The following is a 19,507-nucleotide window of genomic DNA, read 5'->3' on the forward strand; positions in this document are numbered from 1 at the left end:
TTCGCATGAGGAGCCTGCCGGTGGGCGACGACGGGCTGCTCGTCGAGCTCGGCAGCGGCGAGGCCGTCGAGGCCCTGCACGCCGAGGTGCTGCGGCGGGCAGAGACGGGCGAACTGCCCGCGGTGCGCGAGATCGTGCCCGCCGCACGCACCCTCCTGCTGGCCGGTCTCCGCGATCCCCGGTGGTTCGCCCAGGAGTTGGGCGGCTGGCAGGTCCCGCCACTCGCCGCCGGGAGCCAGGACGCCGTCGAGATCCCGGTGCGGTACGACGGCCCCGACCTCACCGATGTCGCCGGGCTGTGGGGCGTCACCCCGCAGGACGTCGTACGCATCCACTCCGGCACCCTTTTCCGCGTCGCCTTCTGCGGGTTCGCGCCCGGCTTCGGCTATCTGACCGGCCTGCCCGAGCGCTACCACGTGCCCCGCAGGGCCACGCCCAGGACCAGCGTGCCCAGCGGCTCGGTCGCGCTCGCCGGGCCGTACACCGGCGTCTACCCGCGCTCCTCGCCGGGCGGCTGGCAGCTCATCGGCACCACGGACGCCGTGCTGTGGGACACCTCGCGTCAGCCCGCGGCGCTGCTCGCGCCCGGAACGCGGGTGCGGTTCAGGCCGGAGGGAGCGGCGTGACGGACCGAGCCATCGCGGTCGTGCGGGCGGGCGCGCTCACCACCATCCAGGACCTGGGCCGCACCGGCCACGCGCACCTGGGCGTACCGCGGGCCGGCGCCCTGGACCAGCCCGCGCACCGGCTCGCCAACCGCCTCGTCGGCAACCCCGCCTCGGCGGCGGCCCTCGAGACGACGCTCGACGGCTGCGCCATACGCGTCCGGCGCGCGGCGACCGCCGCCGTCACCGGCGCGCCCTGCCCGGTCACCGTCGACGGCCGTCCGGCCCCGTGGGGCGCGCCGGTACGGGTGCGGCCCGGCTCGGTGTTCGCGGTCGGAGCCGCCTCCTACGGGGTGCGCAGCTACGTGGCGTTCGCGGGCGGCGTCGCCGTCGAGCCCGTGCTCGGCAGCCGCTCGGCCGACCTGCTCTCGGGCATCGGTCCCGCACCGCTCGCGGACGGCGCCGTGCTGCCGCTCGGCGTGCCGTACGCCCCGCCGTCCGGCACCGATGTGCTTCCCTGTCCCGGCCCGCCGCGCGAGCTGGTGCTGCCCGTGGTGCTGGGCCCGCGTGACGACTGGTTCACCACCGGGGCCGTACGCACCCTGGCGACCGGCGGCTACGTCGTTTCGTCCGCGAGCAACCGCATCGGCCTGCGCACCGAGGGCCCGCCTCTGGAGCGGGCGAAGGACGGCGAACTGCCCAGTGAGGGCATGGTGCTGGGGGCGGTGCAGGTGCCGCCGGACGGCCGTCCCCTGCTCTTTCTCGCCGACCACCCGACGACAGGCGGCTACCCGGTCGTCGGCGTCGTCCCGGAGCGGCACCTGGCTGCCGCGGCCCAGGCCGCCCCGGGGACGCCGGTACGCTTCCTGCCGCATCGCGCCTAGGTTGTGGGCATTCGTTCCGCGGGGCGGAACGGGTGGGCACAACAGGGCCACCAGCCTGCAGCCGCGTACGAGGCGGCAACCCTTCGGCGGGGGTTCGCGCCGTTGCCGGGTGCGGGACGGGTGTGCCCACCCTGCCCCATAGCCTGAACGGCATGGGGGCACCCCCATCGCCCCGCGGAACGAATGCCCACAACCTTCACCCCGCCGGAGGCGCTCCGTAACCCCCGCCGCCCGGCGTGCGGACGAGCAGGACGTCGCCGGCCGCGACGTCGGCGACATCGCACCCGGCCAGCGCCTCCGCCGTCCCGTCGGCGCGCTCGATCAGGTTCTCGCCGAGCGCGCCCGGCTCGCCGCCCGCCATCCCGTACGGCGGCACCCGGCGGTGTCCGGTGAGCAGCGCGACGGTCATCGGCTCCAGGAAGCGGATCCGCCGGGTGACACCGCAGCCGCCGCGCCACCGCCCGCGCCCGCCGCTGCCCTCGCGCACGGCGAAGCTCTCCACCCGCACCGGGTAGCGCCACTCCAGGACTTCGGGGTCGGTGAGCCGCGAGTTGGTCATGTGGGTCTGTACGGCGTCGGCCCCGTCGAAGCCGTCCCCCGCGCCCGAGCCGCTCGCCACCGTCTCGTAGTACTGCACGCGCGCGTTGCCGAAGGTGACGTTGTTCATGGTGCCGGAGCCCTCGGCCTGAACGCCCAGCGCCGCGTAGAGCGTGCCGGTCACCGCCTGCGAGGTCTCGACGTTGCCCGCGACGGTCGCGGCCGGGTAAGCGGGTGCGAGCATCGAGCCCTCCGGGATGCGGACCTCCAGGGGTTTGAGGCAGCCGCTGTTGAGCGGGATGTCCTCGGCGACCAGCGTCCGGAAGACGTAGAGGACGGCGGCCATCACCACCGAGCTGGGCGCGTTGGCGTTGCCCGGCTGCTGCGGCGAGGTCCCGGTGAAGTCCAGGACGGCGCTGCGGGCCTCGCGGTCGACGCGCAGGGACAGCTGGATGACGGCGCCGCTGTCGGTCTCGTAGCGGTACGAGCCGTCGGCGAGCCCGGCGAGGATCCGGCGCACGGACTCCTCGGCGTTGTCCTGGACGTGCCGCATGTACGCCTGCACCACGTCGAGCCCGAACTGCTCGATCATCCGCCGCAGTTCGTGGATGCCCTTCTCGTTGGCGGCGATCTGGGCTCGGAGGTCGGCGAGGTTGGCGTCCGGGGCGCGGGAAGGGTACGGGCCCTTGGTCAGCAGCTCGCGGGTCTCGTCCTCCCTCAGATGACCATCCCGTACCAGGAGCCAGTTGTCGAAGAGGACGCCCTCCTCCTGGATGGTGCGGCTGAAGGCGGGCATGGAGCCGGGGGTGATGCCGCCGATCTCGGCGTGGTGGCCGCGCGAGGCGACGAGAAAGAGCAGGTCACGTCCAGGCTCGTCGAACACCGGGGTGACGACCGTGACATCGGGCAGGTGCGTGCCCCCGTGATACGGGTCGTTGATCGCGTAAACGTCGCCCGGCCGCATCACGCCCTCGCGGCGCCTGCGCCGCAGCACCTCCTTGATGGACTCGCCCATGGACCCCAAGTGCACGGGAATGTGGGGGGCGTTGGCGATGAGGTTGCCCTCGGCGTCGAACAGCGCGCAGGAGAAGTCCAGGCGCTCCTTGATGTTGACGGAGTGGGCGGTGTTCTCCAGGCGCAGGCCCATCTGCTCGGCGATGGCCATGAAGAGGCTGTTGAAGACCTCGAGCATGACCGGGTCGACGTCGGTGCCCACCGCGACCGTGCGGGGCCGGGGCCGGACGCGGGTGAGGAGGAGGTGTCCGTGCTCGCCCGCGGTGGCCTGCCAGCCGGGGTCGACGACGGTGGTGGCGTCCGCCTCGGCGATGATCGCGGGCCCGGTGACGCTGTCCCCGCGGCGCAGGTCGTCCCGCTCGTAGAGCTCCGTGTCCTGCCAGCGGCCCTCGGTGAACATGCGCACCACAGCGGCCGGGCCCAAGTCCCCCTCGCGCCGCGGCAGCTCGACCGCGTGTCCGGCGGTCTCGCCCGAGGAGCCGACGGCCTCGACCGACACGGCCTCGGCGACGAGCGGCTTGTCCATGGTGAACGCGTACCGGGTGCGGTGGGCGGTGACGAAGTCCTCGCGCATCGCGGCCGCGGTGCCGAGCGGTACGGGGATGCTGGAGTCGGTGCCCGCATAGCGCAGGTGGACCCGGGCCGAGGTGGCGACGGTGTCCTCCGGGACGCCGTCCGCGAGCAGTTCGGCGCGGGTCTGCTCGGCGAGCCCGTCGCACACCTCGCGGATGCGTGGCATGGCGTCCTCGCCGAGCTCGGTCTCGACGGCCTGCTCGCGCATGGCGGTGGCGTCGGCGACCCCGATCCCGTACGCGGACAGCAGTCCGGCGAGGGGCGGGACGATCACGGTGCCGATGCCGAGGGCGTCGGCGACGGCGCACGCGTGCTGGCCGCCCGCGCCGCCGAAGCTGGTGAGGGCGTAGCGGGTGACGTCGTGGCCGCGCTGCACGGAGATCTTCTTGACGGCGTTGGCCATGTTGAGCACGGCGATGTCGAGGTATCCGGCGGCGACTTCCTCGGGGCTGCGCCGGTCGCCGGTCGCGTCCGCGGCCTCCCGCGCGAGCTCGGCGAACTTCCGGCGGACGGTGTCCGCGTCGAGCGGCTGGTCGCCGTCGGGGCCGAACACGGCCGGGAAATGGGCTGGTTGGACGCGGCCGAGCATCACATTGGCGTCGGTCACGGTCAGCGGTCCGCCGCCTCGGTAGCAGGCGGGTCCTGGGACCGCGCCCGCGGAGTCGGGTCCCACGCGGTAGCGCCGCCCGTCGAAGTGCAGGATGGAGCCGCCGCCCGCTGCGACGGTGTGGATGTTCATCATGGGGGCGCGCATGCGCACGCCCGCGACCTCGGTGCCGAAGATCCGCTCGAACTCGCCCGCGTAGTGCGAGACATCCGTGGAGGTGCCGCCCATGTCGAAGCCGATGACGCGGTCGTGCCCCGCCTCGGCGGCGGACCGTACCATGCCGACGACACCGCCCGCGGGGCCCGACAGGACCGCGTCCTTGCCCCTGAAGTGCGCGGCTTCGCGCAGCCCGCCGTTGGACTGCATGAACATCAGCCGGGTGCCCTGCAGTTCCTTGGCCACGCCGTCGACGTAGCGGCGCAGGATCGGCGACAGATACGCGTCCACGACCGTGGTGTCACCGCGCGACACGAGCTTCATCAGCGGGCTGACCTCGTGGGAGCAGCTCACCTGTGTGAAGCCGAGCTGTCTGGCCAGCTCGCCGACCGCCCGCTCGTGCGCGGCATGGCGGTAGCCGTGCAGGAAGACGACGGCCGCGCTGCGGAAGCCGTCGTCCCGTGCGCCCCGGAGCGCTTCCGCGACGGCGGCCAGATCCGGCTCCCGTACGACCCCGCCGTGCGCGTCGACCCGCTCCGGCACCTCGACGACCCGCTCGTACAGCGCCTCGGGCAGGACGATCCGGCGGTCGAAGAGCCGCGGCCGGTTCTGGTACGCGATGCGCAGCGCGTCGCGGAAACCCTCGGTGACGACCAGGACCGTCGGCTCGCCCTTCCGCTCGAGGAGGGCGTTGGTGGCGACGGTCGTGCCCATCTTGACGACGGCGATCCGCTCGGCCGGCACGGGTTCGTCGGGCCGGAGCTCCAGCATGAGCCGCACTCCGGCGACGGCCGCGTCCTCGTACCGGCCGGGGTTGTGCGACAGCAGCTTGCGGGTGACGAGGCGGCCGTCCGGCCGCCTTCCGACCACATCGGTGAACGTGCCGCCGCGGTCGATCCAGAACTCCCAGCGTCCTGTCATCCGTCCATTGTCGCAGCGGCGGGTGGGGATCGGCCGCCATGGACCTGCGGGCCCCCCACGGAACTGCGGGCCGCCATGCACCTGCCACCTCTCACTGCCATGCAGGCTCCGGACATCACGCACGGAGGCTGTACGCCCCTTCGCTCGCCGAGGTGTCGAGGGGCTGGGCGGGGGCGAGGGCGGCGAGGGCGTGGAGGGCCGCGCGGTGGGAGCGGAGGTCCAGGACCGCGGCCGTCCCGGCGAGCCGGTGCCTGCCCTCCGCGGCCGCGAGCCGCATCAGGTCGGGCAGCAGGTCCTGACAGCGGGCCACCACCCACTGGGTGCCCTTGGTGGCCATCCACAGGGCCTGTGCCAGACGGCCGGGGGCGGGGGTGTCGGATTCGGCGGACGGCGGCGGGCTGTCGGTGAGGCCTGCCTCGGTGAGCAGGGCGTGGAACTGGCGGGCGAGGGCGCGGTGGCCGAGCTCGTTGGGGTGCAGGCGGTCGACGCTCAGGGCGGCGCGCTCGGCGAACCACGGCTGTGCGGCGGCGTGCAGGTGCAGGGCGCCGTAGCGGTGGGAGAGCGCGTGGACCACGGTGTTGACCGCCTGCATGCGCCGGGCGAGCGGGTGGGCCAGCAGCGCGGGCAGGCGCAGCAACCGCCCCGGGTCGGGCAGGCAGGCGGTGAGGACGACGGTGCCGTTGGCGTGGAATGTGCGCAGGACGGTGTCGAGGTGGTCGGCGACCCGGTCGATGTCGAAGCTGGCACGCAGGGTGTCATTGCCGCCGGCGATGACGGACGCGACGTGGGGGCGGTGGTCGAGGGCGAGCGTCAATTGCTCCGTCGCCACATCGGCGGTGAGGGCCCCGCTGCGCGCGGCGTTGACGAATTCGGCCCGTTCCCCCAGCCCGCCGGCCAACAGCGCGGCCCACCCGCGCCAACCGCCGCCCGGGATGGGGTCACCGACCCCTTCGGTGAGCGAATCCCCGAGCGCGGCGTACCGGATCGCCTGCGGCGAGCGCTCGTCGGCGACACGCGCGCGTGTCGCTTGGGCCGCCGCACGCGCGCGCGGTACGGCCCGCTGCCCGCCCGGCACGAAGTCGCCTCCACCGGCCGACTCACCACCCGCCGCCGCACCCCGAGCCGCCTGCGACGAGCCACCCGTGGCCGCGCGGGACGCGGCATCAGCACCACGCGCGCGCGGGGCCCCAACCTCATCGGCCGCAGAACCAGCCCACGCCGCAGGCGCAACCGCCTGCTGCGGGGCACCGACAGCAGCCCGGGCACGTGCAGGGGCGGCGGATGCACCCTCCCCACAGCCCACCCGATCGTCGCCAATGCCGGAACCGACAACCCCACCTGCCGGTGAACCATTCACCACGGCCCGCCCGAACGCCTGCGACGAGCCACCCGCGGCCGCGCGGGACGCGGCATCAGCCCCACGCGCGCGGGGGCCGGCGGTCTGATGGGGCGCTGAGTCGGCCGACAGCGCGGACTCAGACGCCGCTCGCGAGGCACCGACACCGGTACACGCGCTCGCATGCGTGGAGGCCTGATCGCCAGGGTCGGGCGGCCCGTCGTGGGGCACGGCCTCCCGGAGCAGCTGATCGCAGGCACCCGCCGGAGCGGGCCCGTTCGTCGCCCGGACGGCATGTGCCTCGGCTGCGGTCGGTACGGGGGCTGCCGGGCTCTGCGCGGCCGCGGGTTGCTGCGGCTGGGCGCGGGCGTGGCGGGTCATGCGGCGGCTCCCTCGGTTGTCGCGTCGCCCACGGTCCCCGTTCCGGTCCCAGTGCTCGTCCCCGTTCCGGTCCCAGTGCTCGTCCCCGTTCCCGTCCCAGTGCTGCTCCCAGTGCCGGTTCCCGCCGCCGGGGCGGCCCAGGTGCCGGGCGTGCAGCGTGCCGCCGCAACGTCAGCAACGTCCGCAGCCCCCGCGACGTCCGCGACCTCCGCCCCCGCGACATCCGCGACCCCCGCAACGTCCGCGCCCGCGTCCGCGCCCCTGTCGTCCGCCTCGCGCAGGGGCCGGAACTCGGCATCGTGGGCGGCGAGGAACGCCTCCGCCGCCTCGGCCCAGCCGAACCGTTCCGCCCGAGCGCGGGCCGCCGCGCGGCGGTCCGCCTCCGGGAGGTCGAGAAGCCGCTGCACCGCGTCGGCGAAGGCGGCCCCCTCGCCGGGCGCGACGGCGCCGGCCGAGCCGATGATCGCGGGCAGGGCGGAGGCCGCGTTCGCGACCACCGGCGTGCCGCAGGCCAGCGCTTCGAGTGCGGCGAGCCCGAAGGTCTCGACCGGCCCCGGCGCCAGGCACACATCGGCCGACGCCTGGAGGGCCGCCACCTCGGCCACCTCCCCCACGTGCCCGAGGAAGGTCACCGGCAGCCGCTCCGTGTGGGCGCGCTCGGCCAGACGGGACCGGAGCGGCCCGTCCCCGGCCACCACCAGAACCGCGCGCACCCCCCGCCCGCGCAACTCGGCGAGCGCGTCGAGCGCGATGCCCGGCCGCTTCTCGACCGACAGCCGCGAGCACAGCACGAGCAGCGTCTCGCCGGAAGCCGCGTACCGGGCGCGCAGCGCGGCGCTGCCCGCGTCCGGCCGCCTCGCCTCCAGGTCGACGCCGAGGGGAGCGCGTACGACATTGCGTGCGCCGATCCTGCTGAACTCGCGCTCCGCCCATGCCGTCGTGCAGACAATGCGCGAATAGGCCCGCGCGCTGCGCCGGTTGAGCCGGTCGGCCACCCGCTGGGCCGGCCCCTCCGGCAGACCCCACGTACCGAGGACCCCGTCCACGGACTCGTGGGAGACCATCACGGCGGGCACGCGCGCGCGGCGCGCCCACTCCCCCGTCCAGCGCAGCGTGGTGCGGTCGGACACCTCCAGCCGGTCCGGGACGAGTTCCTCCAGCCGCCGCGCCACGCTCCGGCGGTCGGTCAGGACCCGGTAGCCGCCGGTGCCGGGAACGACAGGTCCCGGCAGCGTGATCACCCGTCCCTGCTCGGTGAGTTCGTCGCTCTCCCGCTCACCGGGGATGACGAGCACGGGCTCGTGCCCCGCCGCCCTGTAGCCCGCGCCGAGCTCCCGCAGTGCGGTCCGCAGACCGCCCGACGCCGGGGTGACGAAGTTCGCGACCCGGACGATGCGCAGCCCGGCCGTAAGCGCCATGGGCCCGCCGCCGGGCTGCGTCACCGGCTCGTTGCCCGGCCGCGCCGCCGTCCCGGTCTCCATCCGCGTGGTCGGCCCGCTCATGCCGCCACCGCCGTACGCGCCGCGATCACCTCGGCGTAGTGCCGCAGGAGCCGGTCCCCGACGGCCTCCCACGTCCGCCCTTCGACCGCCGCGCGGCCTGCCTTCCCGTACTCGGCCCTGAGCGCGGGGTCGGCCACGAGCGACCGCACCGCGTCCCGTACGGCGCCGGCGTCGCGCGGCGCGACCAGCAGGCCCGTACGGCCGTGGTCGACCAGGTCGAGCGGTCCGCCCGCCGCCGGTGCGACGACCGGCACCCCACTGGCCATGGCCTCCTGCACCGTCTGGCAGAAGGTCTCGTAGGGACCGGTGTGCACGAACGTGTCCAGCGACGCGAAGATGCGGGCGAGTTCGTCGCCGGTGCGGCGGCCCAGGAAGTGCGTGGTGCCCGGCAGGGCCGTGCGGAGCCCGGGTTCGCTGGGCCCATCGCCGACGACCACCAGCCGTACGCCCGGGATCGCGGCCGCGGCCAGCAGGTCGACGTGCTTCTCGGGCGCCAGCCGGCCGATGTACCCGACGAGCAGCTCCCCGCCGGGGGCGAGCGAGCGGCGCAGCTCGTGGTCGCGCAGGTCCGGCCGGAAGCGCTCGGTGTCCACCCCGCGCGGCCAGAGCTGGACGCGGGGCACCCCGTGCTCGACCAGGTCACGGACGGCGGCGGAGGACGGGGCCAGAGTGCGGTCGGCGGCCTTGTGCACGGAGCGGATCCGCCGCCAGGCCGCCGCCTCGCCCGCACCCACGTACGTACGGGCGTAGCCGCCCAGGTCGGTCTGGTAGACGGCGACGGCGGGGATGCCGAGCTTGGCGGCGGCGGCCATGCCGCGGAAGCCGAGGACGAAGGGGCTCGCGAGGTGGACGACGTCGGCGCGGTGCGCGGCCAGCGACGCGGCGAGCCGCCGGCTCGGCAGCGCCACCCGCACCTGCGGGTAGCCGGGGAGCGGAATCGAGGGCACCCGGACGACGGGGCACGGGTCGATGGACAGGCCATCGGGTCCCGCCGGTGGTGCCTCCTGCAGGGCAGCGGGCACGGCGGGAGCGATCACCAGGGGTTCGTGACCGCGCCGGACGAGATGCCGGGCGGTCTGTACGGCGCAGTGGGCCACGCCGTTGACGTCGGGCGGAAAGGATTCGGTGACGATGACGACACGCATACGGGTGTTGTCGACGTCTGGAGCGTTTACCGGGCGTCGTGGATCTTTCCCCCGGTGAAACGTCCCATGAGCGTTTTCACCACGCCCCCTGCCGGTGTCGTCAAACGGCGGGCATATCGGGCCCGATGCGGCTCCGGACGGCCGTCTGGACCTCCGCTTCCTCGGCAGGATCGGCCGCCAGCCGCCGCAGCTGCTCGACGACCCGCTTGTCGCCGGTCGCCGCGTGGCGCGCGGCCAGCTCCCGGGTGGTCTCCTCGCAGTCCCACAGGCACTCGACGGCGAAGCCGGATGCGAAGGACGGGTCGGTGGCGGCGAGGGCGCGGGCGGCGCGGCCGCGCAGATGCGAGGAGGCGGTCTCCCGGTAGATATGGCGCAGCACGGGTGCGGCGCAGGCGATCGACAGCCGCCCGGTGCCGTCGATCAGCGCGCACAGGTGGTCGGCGTCCGCGCCCTCGGTCCGTACGGTCCTGCGCAGCGCGGCGAGGACGAGGTCGGCGTCCTTGTGGCCGCCCCGGCAGGCGAGCATGGCGGCGGCGGCTCTGCCCAGCGCGTCCGTGTGGCGGGCCCAGCCGCGGGCCCGCTCCAGGGCCGCCAGGCTGCGCATGCGCTCGAAGGAGGTCACGGCGGCGTCGGCGACGACGGCCGACGGGCTCGCGGCGGCCGCGTCGAGCAGGTCGAGGGCCTCGGGATCCTGCTGCTCGGCGAGGAAGCGCAGGGCGGTGCAGCGGGCGCCGTCGGGACCGCCGCGGGCGGCCTCGACGATCTCGGGGCGGTCGTCCGGTGACGCCACGGCGGCCAGGCAGCGGGCGGCGGCGACATGGCGGGGCTGGGCGGGGTACTGGTCGAGGCCCTGCTGGGCCCACTCCAGGACCTCGCGGACGCTCCAGCCGGGGCGTGGCCCGCTCGGCCGGAGCTGGCGCTGCCAGCGGTCGAAGCACCCCTGCTCCCCGGCGGCGCGCACCCGGGCGGCGCCGGCCGGGTCGTCCGGGTTCTCCGCCCACAGCCGCCACGGACGGGGCTCGAAGGCGTCCCGCACGGCGGCGGCGAGCTCGGCCTCCCCCTCACGGGTACCGGGGAACCGGGCGAGGACCGGACCGCCGAGGGCCCGCAGCGCCGCGTCGTCGTCGCGGAGGGCCAGCTCGTCGAGCGCCCAGGTCCAGTTGGAGCCGGTGGCGGCGTAGCGGCGGAGCAGCAGCAGGGCGTCCTCGCGGCCGTACGAGGCGAGGTGACCGAGGACGGCGAGGGCGAGGCCGGTGCGCTCCTCACCGGTGTCCACCAGGTCGTCGGGGTCGAAGAGGTGCTGTTCGATCGCGTCGAGGCCGCCGTCCAGGTCGAGGAAGAGCCGGGCGTAATAGAGGGAGCGGTTCTCGATCTGCCAGTCGCGCCGGGGGTCGTGCAGCACGCAGTGGTGCAGCGCGGCGAGCGCCTCGGCCCGCGGGGCCGCGAGGGCGTGCAGGGTCCCGTCGCCGCGGCCTCGCTGCAGGAGGCCGAGCAGGGTGCCACTGGGCGCTATGTCTGGATCGAACATGAGGTCAGCATCCGGTGCGGTGGGTTCGCTGGCAACGGGATTTCCCGTGACCGGCATCCTTGCCGGTGACCACGGGGTCCACGCCTGGTGAACGGCGCGGATTTCCGGGGCCTCCGAGGGCCGCAGCCTACCCGGAAGGAAGCCTTCCGCGGAGCCCCGAGGACCCGGGGCGGACCCGTGGGCGGACCCGGGCCAGGAGGCCTGAGACATATGCCGGAAGCACCACCGAAACGGGTGTTGCCAAATCCCTTACGGGCCGTCGCTCCCTGTGCAAGAGTCGTAACCGGCCCTTTCCGTCAGAGTCGGCCGTGCATGTATCGGAGTACGCGATGCCGTCCCCCACTTTTGCGGACAGTTCCGCCGCCGAGCCGCCCGAGCGCGGCTCGGTCGATGCGCTGATCTCGCAGACCCGCCAACTGCGCGGCAGTGTCGACGCCGTGCGCCGGGACACCTGGTCCGACGAGGACGACCCCCGGCTCCGCTGGCAGCGCGCGCTCTGCGATCTCGCCGTCCACCACCTCGACGACCTGGGCCAGCAGCTCGGGCAGCTGCGCGAAGGGCTTCCGCCCGAGCCCGAAGTGCCGGACAGCGCGGTCGCCGCGGCCATTCCGCTGCCCGGTGTGCCCCAGCAGCCCGGCCGCGGCTCGCTGCTCAGCCGGGTCGGCAGCGCCGAGTGGAACTTCCTCACGGATGAGGTCGACTGGTCGGACGAGCTGTTCCGGATCTTCGGCCGCGCCCCGGAGGACGGGGCACTCTCCCTGGATGAGCTGCCATCGGTCGTGCTCCCCGCCGACCATCCGCAGCTGACCGCGATGGTCACCGACTGCCTGGTGGAAGGGAAGCCGATCGACGGGGAGTTCAGGATCGTCCGCCCCGACGGCGCCGAGTGCACGGTGCACATGATGGGCGAGCCGGTGCTCGACGCCGACGGCTGTACGGCCTCGATGTGGGCCGTTCTGCGGGACGTCAGCGAGCTGCGGCGCAGCCAGCAGGCGGTGCACGAGACCCATGACTCCCTGCAGCGCCTGCGGCACTTCGCGCAGACCGAGCGCCGGCTCGCGGTGGAGCTGCAGGAGGCCGTACTGCCCCCGTGGCGCGGCTCCCTGCGGTTCCCGCACACCGGCCCCGCGAGTCTCGACGTGGCCGCCCACTATCTGCCGTCCGCGAGCAGCGCTCACATCGGCGGCGACTGGTACGACGCGATGCCGCTGCCCGACGGCCGGACGCTGCTCAGCGTCGGCGACCTCACCGGGCACGGCGTGACCGCCACCTCCGGCATGGCGATGCTGCTCGGCGCGCTGCGCGGCATGGCCGTCGCCGGCGTGGCGCCCGGACAGGTGATGGGCTGCCTCAACCACCTGCTCGACGCCGCCTCCCAGCCGGCGCTCGGCACCGCCGTCTGCTGCCGGTACGACCCGCGGACCGGCTCGCTGACCTGGTCGCAGGCGGGCCACCCCGCCCCGCTGCTGTTCCGCGACGGGACGGGACGCGCGCTGCCGGCGCCGGAAGGGGTGCTGCTCGGTGCGGCCTCCGGTGCGGCGTACGGCCAGGCCGAGGAGCAACTGCACCCCGGCGACGTACTGGTGCTGCACACCGACGGACTCGTGCCGCCCAGCACGGAACTGACGCCCAGCACGGAACTGACGCCCAGCACGGGACTGCCGCCCCGCACGGAACTCACCGGCTCGGACGAGAACTCCTCGGGGGCGCAGCGGTTGCTGGGCCTCGCACCGCGGCTGTCGGCGGCCCGCAGTGCCCAGGAGTGCGTACGGATCATGGCCGAGGAGTTCGGCGACGCAGAGCGTGAGTGCGACGCGTGCGTGCTGGTCGCCCGGGTCGGTTCCTAGCACCGACTCGGGACATGCGCAGCACCAACTCGTAGGCGCACCAATACTCGTACGGGCACGAACTCGTACGTGTGCACCGGCGGGGTTATCCACCGAGTTATCCACCGATGAGTGCAGTGGATAACCCCGTCATACGCCCGTGATCCTTCCCCTGGCGCCCTTGCCGGGGGCCTTCGGGAGCGCCTGCTGGATCTCCTCGCGCAGGTCGTCGATCTTGGAGTAGCTGCCGTAGCGCCCGGTCAGCCGGTACATCTCGCGCAGCCGGTCCCATGTGCGGTGCGAAGAGGTGTCTCCGATGCTCAGCAGTGCCATCCGGGCGTACCTGTCCGCCTGTTCCGGATCGTCGGCGATGAAGCACGCCGAGGCGATCGAGATGTGATCGAAGATCTGCGAACGCTGACGGCCGTTCTCCCGCATGTCCAGGGCCTGTTTGGCGTGGTTCTGCGCGATGGCCGCGGCCGTCGGCTCGTGCTCCGCGAGCGTACGGTAGACCAGCCCCTGCATCCCGTGCAGATCCGCCTCGTTGAACAGCTGCATCCAACTGGGCGGCGGCACATCGCGCTTGTCCGAGACGAAGAGCTCCTCCGCCTCGCCCAGCGTGCGGCGCACCGCCTGGCCCTGTCCCTTCGACGCCTGCGCCCAGGCCTCGATGGTGTGGAACATGGCGCGGGTCCGCGGCAGCGTCTCCTCGCCGGCACCGGACTTGGCCAGCTTCATCAGGTCCAGAGCGTCGTCGGGGCGGCCGAGGTGCACCATCTGGCGGGCGGCGCGGGAGAGCGCCTCCGCGGCGCGCGGCCGGTCGCCGCCCTCCCGTGCCGCGTGGGCCGCGATCACGAAGTACTTCTGCGCGGTCGGCTCCATGCCCACGTCGTGGGACATCCAGCCTGCGAGCACGGCGAGGTTGGCCGCCACGCCCCACAGCCTGCGCTGGAGGTGATCCGGGTGCCGGTAGGCGAGCATGCCGCCCACCTCGTTGAGCTGGCCGACCACGGCCTTGCGCTGCAGTCCGCCGCCGCGGGCCGCGTCCCAGGCGCGGAAGACCTCGACCGAGCGCTCGAGCGCCTCGATCTCCTGCGAGCCCACGGGGGCCGCCTCGTAACGGTCGAAGGTTGCGGGATCCGCGCTCAGGGGGTCGCCGATGCGGGGGCCGTCGGCTGCCAGGGCGGGGTCGGTGTGAAGCCAGTCGTACATGGCACTGGTGAGTGCTGAGCCTGCGGCGAGCGCGGCGCCCGCGCCCACCAAGCCGCGTCGGTTGAGCATGAGGTCCATTCCCGTGAATTCGGTGAGGACCGCGGCGGTCCGGTCGGGTGCCCACGGCAGTCCGTCGGCGGACTGCCGTTTCCCTGCGCGCCCGTGCCTGGCGAACCCGAGGTCCTCGATGGTCACGACACGGCCGAGTCGCTCGGTGAACAGGGACGCCAGTACCTTCGGCACGGGATCGCGCGGCACTTCGCCGGTGTCGATCCAACGCCGCACCCGCGAGGTGTCGGTCGCCAGCTGCGGGTAACCCATGGCTGCCGCCTGCCGGTTGACCAACCGCGCGAGTTCGCCCTTGGACCAGCCGGCGAGGCCGAACAGATCCGAGAGTCGGGTGTTGGGTTCCTTGGTCACGTCAAGCCCCCAGGTTCCTCGGCTGAGTTGACAGTAACGGCCAGTCACGGGCCAGGCGACTATTCGCCAGGGTTCGCCAGGGTCCGCCAGATGGTGTGCCACCCGCGGCCGGGTGTCTGTTAGAAACGCGCCTCCCCGCCCCGGCGGTCGGACCGCATTCCCCAGGGTGCGGTCCGTCCTCCGGTGCCGGGGGCGCGTACACCTCGTCGGCACGCGAAGGGATCTGTATCTCCCATGTACGCAGCATCGTCCTCCGTGTCCGCCCCGACCCGGCCCTACCGCCCGCAGCAGACCGGCGGTGGCCCGTATCTCGACCCCACACACGCCGCGGGGGCGGCGATCGGCGGGCGCACTCGGCGGGCACCGGGGCTCGGGCCTGGGCCGCTCAGCGGGAGAATCGACTTGTCAGGCTCCCAGGGCGCACAGCTGCGCACCGTGATCGCGTCGGTGCACCGGATCTGCCCGGAGTTCAACCCCGTGCAGGTGCTCCGGCGAAGTGGCCGCTCAGTGCTGCTCGTCGGCACGACAGGCCGCGCCACCGCCGTCGCGAAGTGCCTGGTGGACCACTCCCCGGCTTGGGCAGAACGGTTCCGCCACGAAATAGCGGCATACCGCGCGTTCGTCCGGCACCGCCCGCCCGTGCGGGTGCCCCGGTTGATCGCCGCGGATCCGGAGAACTGCACCCTGGTGATCGAGCGGATGGCGGGGCGGGTGGCCTCGCTGCAGCGGCATCCGGCGGAGCCTCCGCCGCGTGCCGATGTGCGGGCGGCGCTGGGCGCGATCTGCCGCGTGAACCAGTGGCGGCCGCCGCCCGGCATGTTCGACGCGCCGATCGACTACGCCAGCCGGCTGACGCGCTATCACGAGCTCGGTCTGCTCACCGACCGTGACATGGGCGACCTGCAGAAGCTGCTGCACGGGGTGGCGCACGCGTCGGGCAAGCAGAACCAGGGCCAGTTCTGCCATGGCGACGCCCAGTTGTCGAACTTCCTGCTGTCCCCCGCAGGGGCGGTGCTGGTCGACTGGGAACACGCGGGCTGGTATCTGCCGGGCTACGACCTGGCCACCCTCTGGGCGGTCCTCGGGGACGCGCCGTTGGCCCGCCGCCAGATCAGCCAGCTGGCCCAGGCCCCGGGACCGGCAGCGCGGGACGCCTTCCTGGTGAACCTGATGCTGGTGCTCACCCGGGAGATCCGCACTTACGAGACGGCCGTGCAGCGCACGATGCACGACCCGGCTCCGGCGGTGACCGGTGCGCCCGGCTCTTCGGGCGAGGAGCAACGGCTGCTGCTGCGCAGGCTCTACGACGACTGCGCCATGGCCCGCCGGGCCGTCAGGGCAGCCGTCGGCACCCGCTGAAGGAAGCAGCGTGCTGGGGTAGAGGACGACAGCACTTGTGCGGCGTGCCCGTGGACCGGGCGCGCCGCACGGTGCTGTCCGGACCATGACGCCGTAGCACTAGTGGTCTACTCCACTGAAGTGCCGCAGGTCGGAGCAACCCCATCCGCAAACCCTCGGGATAGTGCGTGACGTGCGATGTTCCATCCGCGCGGCACGATTGACGGATCGTCGGGCAACCGATAGCTCTAGTCGGGTTCACCCCCACCCATCTGTCTGCGCATCACCTGGCAGCCCGGCCCGAGGAGGCTGCATGCGAGGATCCGCTCCCGACAGCGCGAGAACCGAGCGCCGCCGTATGCCGCGGGCGGCGGGCGCCATGGCGACCGCCGCCCTGCTGTTCCCCCTGATCTCCGCCGCACCGCCCGCGACGTCCACCCTCGCCGTCTCCGGTTCTCCCGGTGCGCCCGGCTCCCTGCAGCGGGCGTTCGCCGCGGCGGCCGAGCAGTACCGGGTGCCGCAGAGCGTGCTACTCGGCGTCTCGTATCTGCAGTCCCGCTGGGACACGCACGGCGGCGCGCCCAGCGTCTCCGGCGGTTACGGCCCGATGCATCTCACCGACGCATACACGGCCCTGGCCGAGGCACCCCACCACAGCCACGGCGCCGAGGACCCGCGCGGCGACGGCTCCCGCCCCATCAGGGCGCTGCCCGAGGACGTACCCGAGCCCTCCGAGCTTCCGGCCCGGCTGCGCACCGTGGACCGGGCCGCCTCTCTGACCGGCATCGCCCCGAGCGAGCTGCGCGAGGACCCGGCCGCGAACATCCGGGGCGGTGCCGCGCTGCTCGCCTCCGCCCAGAAGAAGCTCGGCCTGCCGCTGGGCGGCGACCCGGCGCAGTGGTACGGCGCGGTGGCGCGCTACTCGGGCGCCGACGACCGGGCCACCGCGTCCCGGTACGCGACCGACGTCTTCGACGTCATCCGCGGCGGCGAGTCGCGGACCACCGACAGCGGGCAGCGCATCGTCCTCCCGGCCTCGCCCGGCCTGGCCCCCGACACCGCGCGGACCAGGGGGCCCGACCTGCGGTCCGCGGACGCGGACGCCGGCAAGGCGGACTGCCCGAGGGCGGTGTCCTGCGAGTGGATCCCGGCGCCGTACGAGGAGTTCGGGGAGGGAGACGAGCGGGACTACGGCAACCACGACAAGGCCGACCGCCCCCGCAGCCAGAAGATCGACTACATCATCATCCACGACACCGAGGCGACCTGGGAGACGACGCTCAAGCTCGTCCAGGACCCGACCTACGTCTCCTGGCAGTACTCGCTGCGCTCCTCCGACGGACACATCGCGCAGCACGTGGCCAACAAGGACGTCGCCTGGCACGCGGGCAACTGGTTCGTGAACTCGAAGTCCATCGGCCTGGAGCACGAGGGCTTCCTGACGCGGCCCGACGCCTGGTACACGGAGGCGATGTACCGGACGTCGGCGCGGCTGGTGCGCTACCTGGCGGGGAAGTACCGGATCCCGCTGGACCGCCAGCACATCCTGGGCCACGACAACGTCCCGGGTCCGACCAGGATGACGATCCCGGCGATGCACACCGACCCCGGGCCGTACTGGGACTGGGCCCACTACTTCCAGCTGATCGACGCGCCGGTGCGGGCCACCGCGGGCGCGCGCAGCGGCCTGGTGACCATCCTGCCGGAGTACGAGGAGAACAAGCCCGTCTACACCGGCTGCACCAAGGCGGGCGAGACCTGTCCGGCACACGGCTCTGGCGCCGTCCGGCTGCACACCGAGCCGCGGAAGGACGCGCCGCTGGTGAAGGACGCGGGGCTGCGGCCGGACGGTTCGGCCTCGACGACCGGGGTCAACGACACGGGAGCCCGGGCGTCCACGGGCCAGCAGTACGCGGTCGCGGGCAGCGAGGGCGACTGGACGGCGATCTGGTACCTCGGCCAGAAGGCGTGGTTCCACAATCCGCGGACGCAGCCGGTGGCCGTGCCGTCCCGGGGGTGGGTCGTGACCCCGAAGGCCGGGACGAAGGAGGTCCCGGTGTACGGGAGGGCCTACCCGGAGAAGGAGGCCTACCCGGAGGGCATCCCCGTGCAGCCGCACGACCCGCTGCCGTACAAGGTCCTGGCGGGCCAGACGTACGCCATGGGGCTGAAGACGCGGGGCGAGTACTACTGGGCCGTCACCTTCGACCCGTCGGGTCACAAGGTGGTGCGGGGCAAGCAGCAGTACTACCAGATCCAGCTCGGGCACCGGGTGGCGTTCGTGAAGGCCGAGGACGTGACCCTGCGCTATTCCAGCTGACGGATGCACATGGACACGAGCCGCCGTCCGGGGTGCCGGGCGGTGGCTCGCCGCTGTTCACGGCTGTTTCCGGTCGCTTCAGCGCTGCTGGAACATCTCCGCGGGCAACGGCTTGAGCAGGGCGTACAGATCCTCCGTGATCGGCCGGTCCCAGCTGGCGATGGTGACGAGCACGCCGTCGCTGCGGTCGAACTGCACGCAGGAGATCCGCTCCTCCGACAGCTTGATGCGCTTCACGATGAGGAGGTTGTCCTCCTGCATCACCGGCGTGTCCTCGGTCTCGACCACATGCACCGGCTCGTCGTTGCCGAGCGCGGCGAGCAGCTGCGCCACCTCGAACGGCGCCTGGCCCTCGCCGAGTTCCCGGGCCGGGGATCCCTCGGGGAGATTCCCGATGATCATCGCCGGGCCGCGCCCGCCGAACAGGTCGTAGCGGAGGAAGACGCCCTGGCAGCTGCCGTCAGGGGCGGGCAGCAGGCCCGCGCCGAGATTGCCCGGCCAGTCGCTGGGGTCCATCGCCAGGACGTCGAAGTCCGGCCCGGTGGGCGTGGCAGCGCTGCGGCGGCGGAGGAACGACATGCGGACATGGTACGTGCCCGCATGCCGCACGCGTTCCCGGGCGGGCGGCCCCGGACGTGTCCGGCCGGCAGGGCGTATCCGGGCGCGGACCTGGGCGCGGACCTGGGGTTGCAGGGCTAGACGGAGCGGGCCGCGAGAGCGTCCAGCAGCTCGACCGCCTGCGTGACACGGTCGTACGGCACGAACAAGTGGTCGTGGTGGAAGCCCGCCACGACGTTGCAGCTGAGGCCCGCCTCGGCCAGCTCGGCCGCGACGGCGGCGGTCAGCCCGACGGCGTCCAGCGCCGAGTGAACGCGCAGGGTGATCCAGCCCGCCACATAGTCATAGGGCAGCCCTGCCGCATCGGCCTCCTCCTGCCGTACGACCAGGGTCAGCCCTTCGTCCTCGGCCACGGTCACGAGGGGCGCGGTGCCTTCCGGGGGCCCGTCCTGCACGGACGTGAAGACGTACCGCCCGGGGTTGAGGCGCGGCCGCATGCCGCTGAGCAGCTGCGCCAGATTTCGTTCACCCGTCACGGTCCTCCACCCTAGGCCTGCCCGGCCGCGCCTGCCGCGGTCCCTGGGGCGGCCGCGGCGCCACGGCGGGCGCTAGCAGCCGGTGCTAGCCTCGCCGTCGGCGATGAA

The 19,507-nt window shown here is 73.5% G+C and carries 12 protein-coding genes and 1 pseudogene; 5 read left to right on the plus strand and 8 right to left on the minus strand.

Annotated features, from left to right (window positions below):
* Positions 1–5 precede the first annotated feature (5 nt).
* Positions 6–626, plus strand: coding sequence for a 5-oxoprolinase subunit B family protein (locus ACTWQC_RS22210; protein WP_443317529.1), 621 nt, complete (start codon positions 6–8; stop codon positions 624–626).
* Positions 623–1,489 carry a biotin-dependent carboxyltransferase family protein gene (locus ACTWQC_RS22215; RefSeq protein ID WP_443317530.1) on the plus strand — a complete coding sequence of 289 codons (867 nt, stop codon included), beginning with the start codon at positions 623–625 and terminating at the stop codon, positions 1,487–1,489. The genes ACTWQC_RS22210 and ACTWQC_RS22215 overlap by 4 nt, the downstream gene beginning before the upstream one ends.
* Positions 1,490–1,685: 196 nt before the next feature.
* On the opposite strand, the gene ACTWQC_RS22220 is transcribed toward ACTWQC_RS22215, so the two are convergent.
* The 5 genes and pseudogenes from ACTWQC_RS22220 to ACTWQC_RS22240 all read right to left on the minus strand — a co-directional run bounded on the left by ACTWQC_RS22220 (position 1,686) and on the right by ACTWQC_RS22240 (position 11,189).
* Entirely contained in the window at positions 1,686–5,297 is a 3,612-nt protein-coding gene (locus ACTWQC_RS22220) for a hydantoinase B/oxoprolinase family protein (RefSeq protein ID WP_443317531.1), read from the minus strand.
* Between the two features lie 115 nt (positions 5,298–5,412).
* Positions 5,413–6,372 carry an SGNH/GDSL hydrolase family protein gene (locus ACTWQC_RS22225; RefSeq protein ID WP_443317532.1) on the minus strand — a complete coding sequence of 320 codons (960 nt, stop codon included), beginning with the start codon at positions 6,370–6,372 and terminating at the stop codon, positions 5,413–5,415.
* Between the two features lie 932 nt (positions 6,373–7,304).
* Positions 7,305–8,432: pseudogene (locus tag ACTWQC_RS22230) on the minus strand (glycosyltransferase); the annotation flags it as partial.
* 80 nt (positions 8,433–8,512) lie between these two features.
* Positions 8,513–9,661, minus strand: a complete 1,149-nt coding sequence (locus ACTWQC_RS22235; RefSeq protein WP_443317533.1) for a glycosyltransferase family 4 protein — start codon at positions 9,659–9,661, stop codon at positions 8,513–8,515.
* A gap of 100 nt (positions 9,662–9,761) precedes the next feature.
* Positions 9,762–11,189: a HEAT repeat domain-containing protein gene (locus tag ACTWQC_RS22240; RefSeq protein WP_443317534.1), complete on the minus strand. Its 1,428-nt coding sequence runs from the start codon at positions 11,187–11,189 to the stop codon at positions 9,762–9,764.
* A 329-nt stretch (positions 11,190–11,518) separates the two neighbouring features.
* Here ACTWQC_RS22240 and ACTWQC_RS22245 point away from each other — a divergent pair, with 329 nt between their 5' ends.
* A complete protein-coding gene (locus tag ACTWQC_RS22245) occupies positions 11,519–13,036 on the plus strand; it encodes a PP2C family protein-serine/threonine phosphatase (RefSeq protein WP_443317535.1) in 1,518 nt (505 codons plus the stop codon).
* A 129-nt stretch (positions 13,037–13,165) separates the two neighbouring features.
* Here ACTWQC_RS22245 and ACTWQC_RS22250 read toward each other — a convergent pair whose 3' ends face one another.
* Positions 13,166–14,647, minus strand: coding sequence for a DNA-binding protein NsdB (locus tag ACTWQC_RS22250; protein WP_443317536.1), 1,482 nt, complete (start codon positions 14,645–14,647; stop codon positions 13,166–13,168).
* Positions 14,648–14,881: 234 nt separating this feature from the next.
* Between ACTWQC_RS22250 and ACTWQC_RS22255 the strand changes: the two genes are divergently transcribed.
* On the plus strand, positions 14,882–16,006 hold the full coding sequence (locus tag ACTWQC_RS22255) for an aminoglycoside phosphotransferase family protein (protein WP_443317537.1): 1,125 nt from the start codon (positions 14,882–14,884) through the stop codon (positions 16,004–16,006).
* Between the two features lie 292 nt (positions 16,007–16,298).
* Positions 16,299–18,305, plus strand: coding sequence for an N-acetylmuramoyl-L-alanine amidase (locus ACTWQC_RS22260; protein ID WP_443317538.1), 2,007 nt, complete (start codon positions 16,299–16,301; stop codon positions 18,303–18,305).
* A gap of 78 nt (positions 18,306–18,383) precedes the next feature.
* On the opposite strand, the gene ACTWQC_RS22265 is transcribed toward ACTWQC_RS22260, so the two are convergent.
* Both ACTWQC_RS22265 and ACTWQC_RS22270 read right to left on the minus strand, forming a co-directional pair.
* Positions 18,384–18,884, minus strand: coding sequence for a hypothetical protein (locus tag ACTWQC_RS22265; RefSeq protein WP_443317539.1), 501 nt, complete (start codon positions 18,882–18,884; stop codon positions 18,384–18,386).
* 116 nt (positions 18,885–19,000) lie between these two features.
* Positions 19,001–19,399 (minus strand): ACT domain-containing protein, encoded by a 399-nt coding sequence (locus ACTWQC_RS22270; protein ID WP_443317540.1) that lies wholly within the window; start codon positions 19,397–19,399, stop codon positions 19,001–19,003.
* Between the last annotated feature and the right edge of the window lie 108 nt (positions 19,400–19,507).

This window comes from Streptomyces sp. 8N616 (genome assembly GCF_052246385.1).
Classification (GTDB): Bacteria; Actinomycetota; Actinomycetes; order Streptomycetales; family Streptomycetaceae; genus Streptomyces.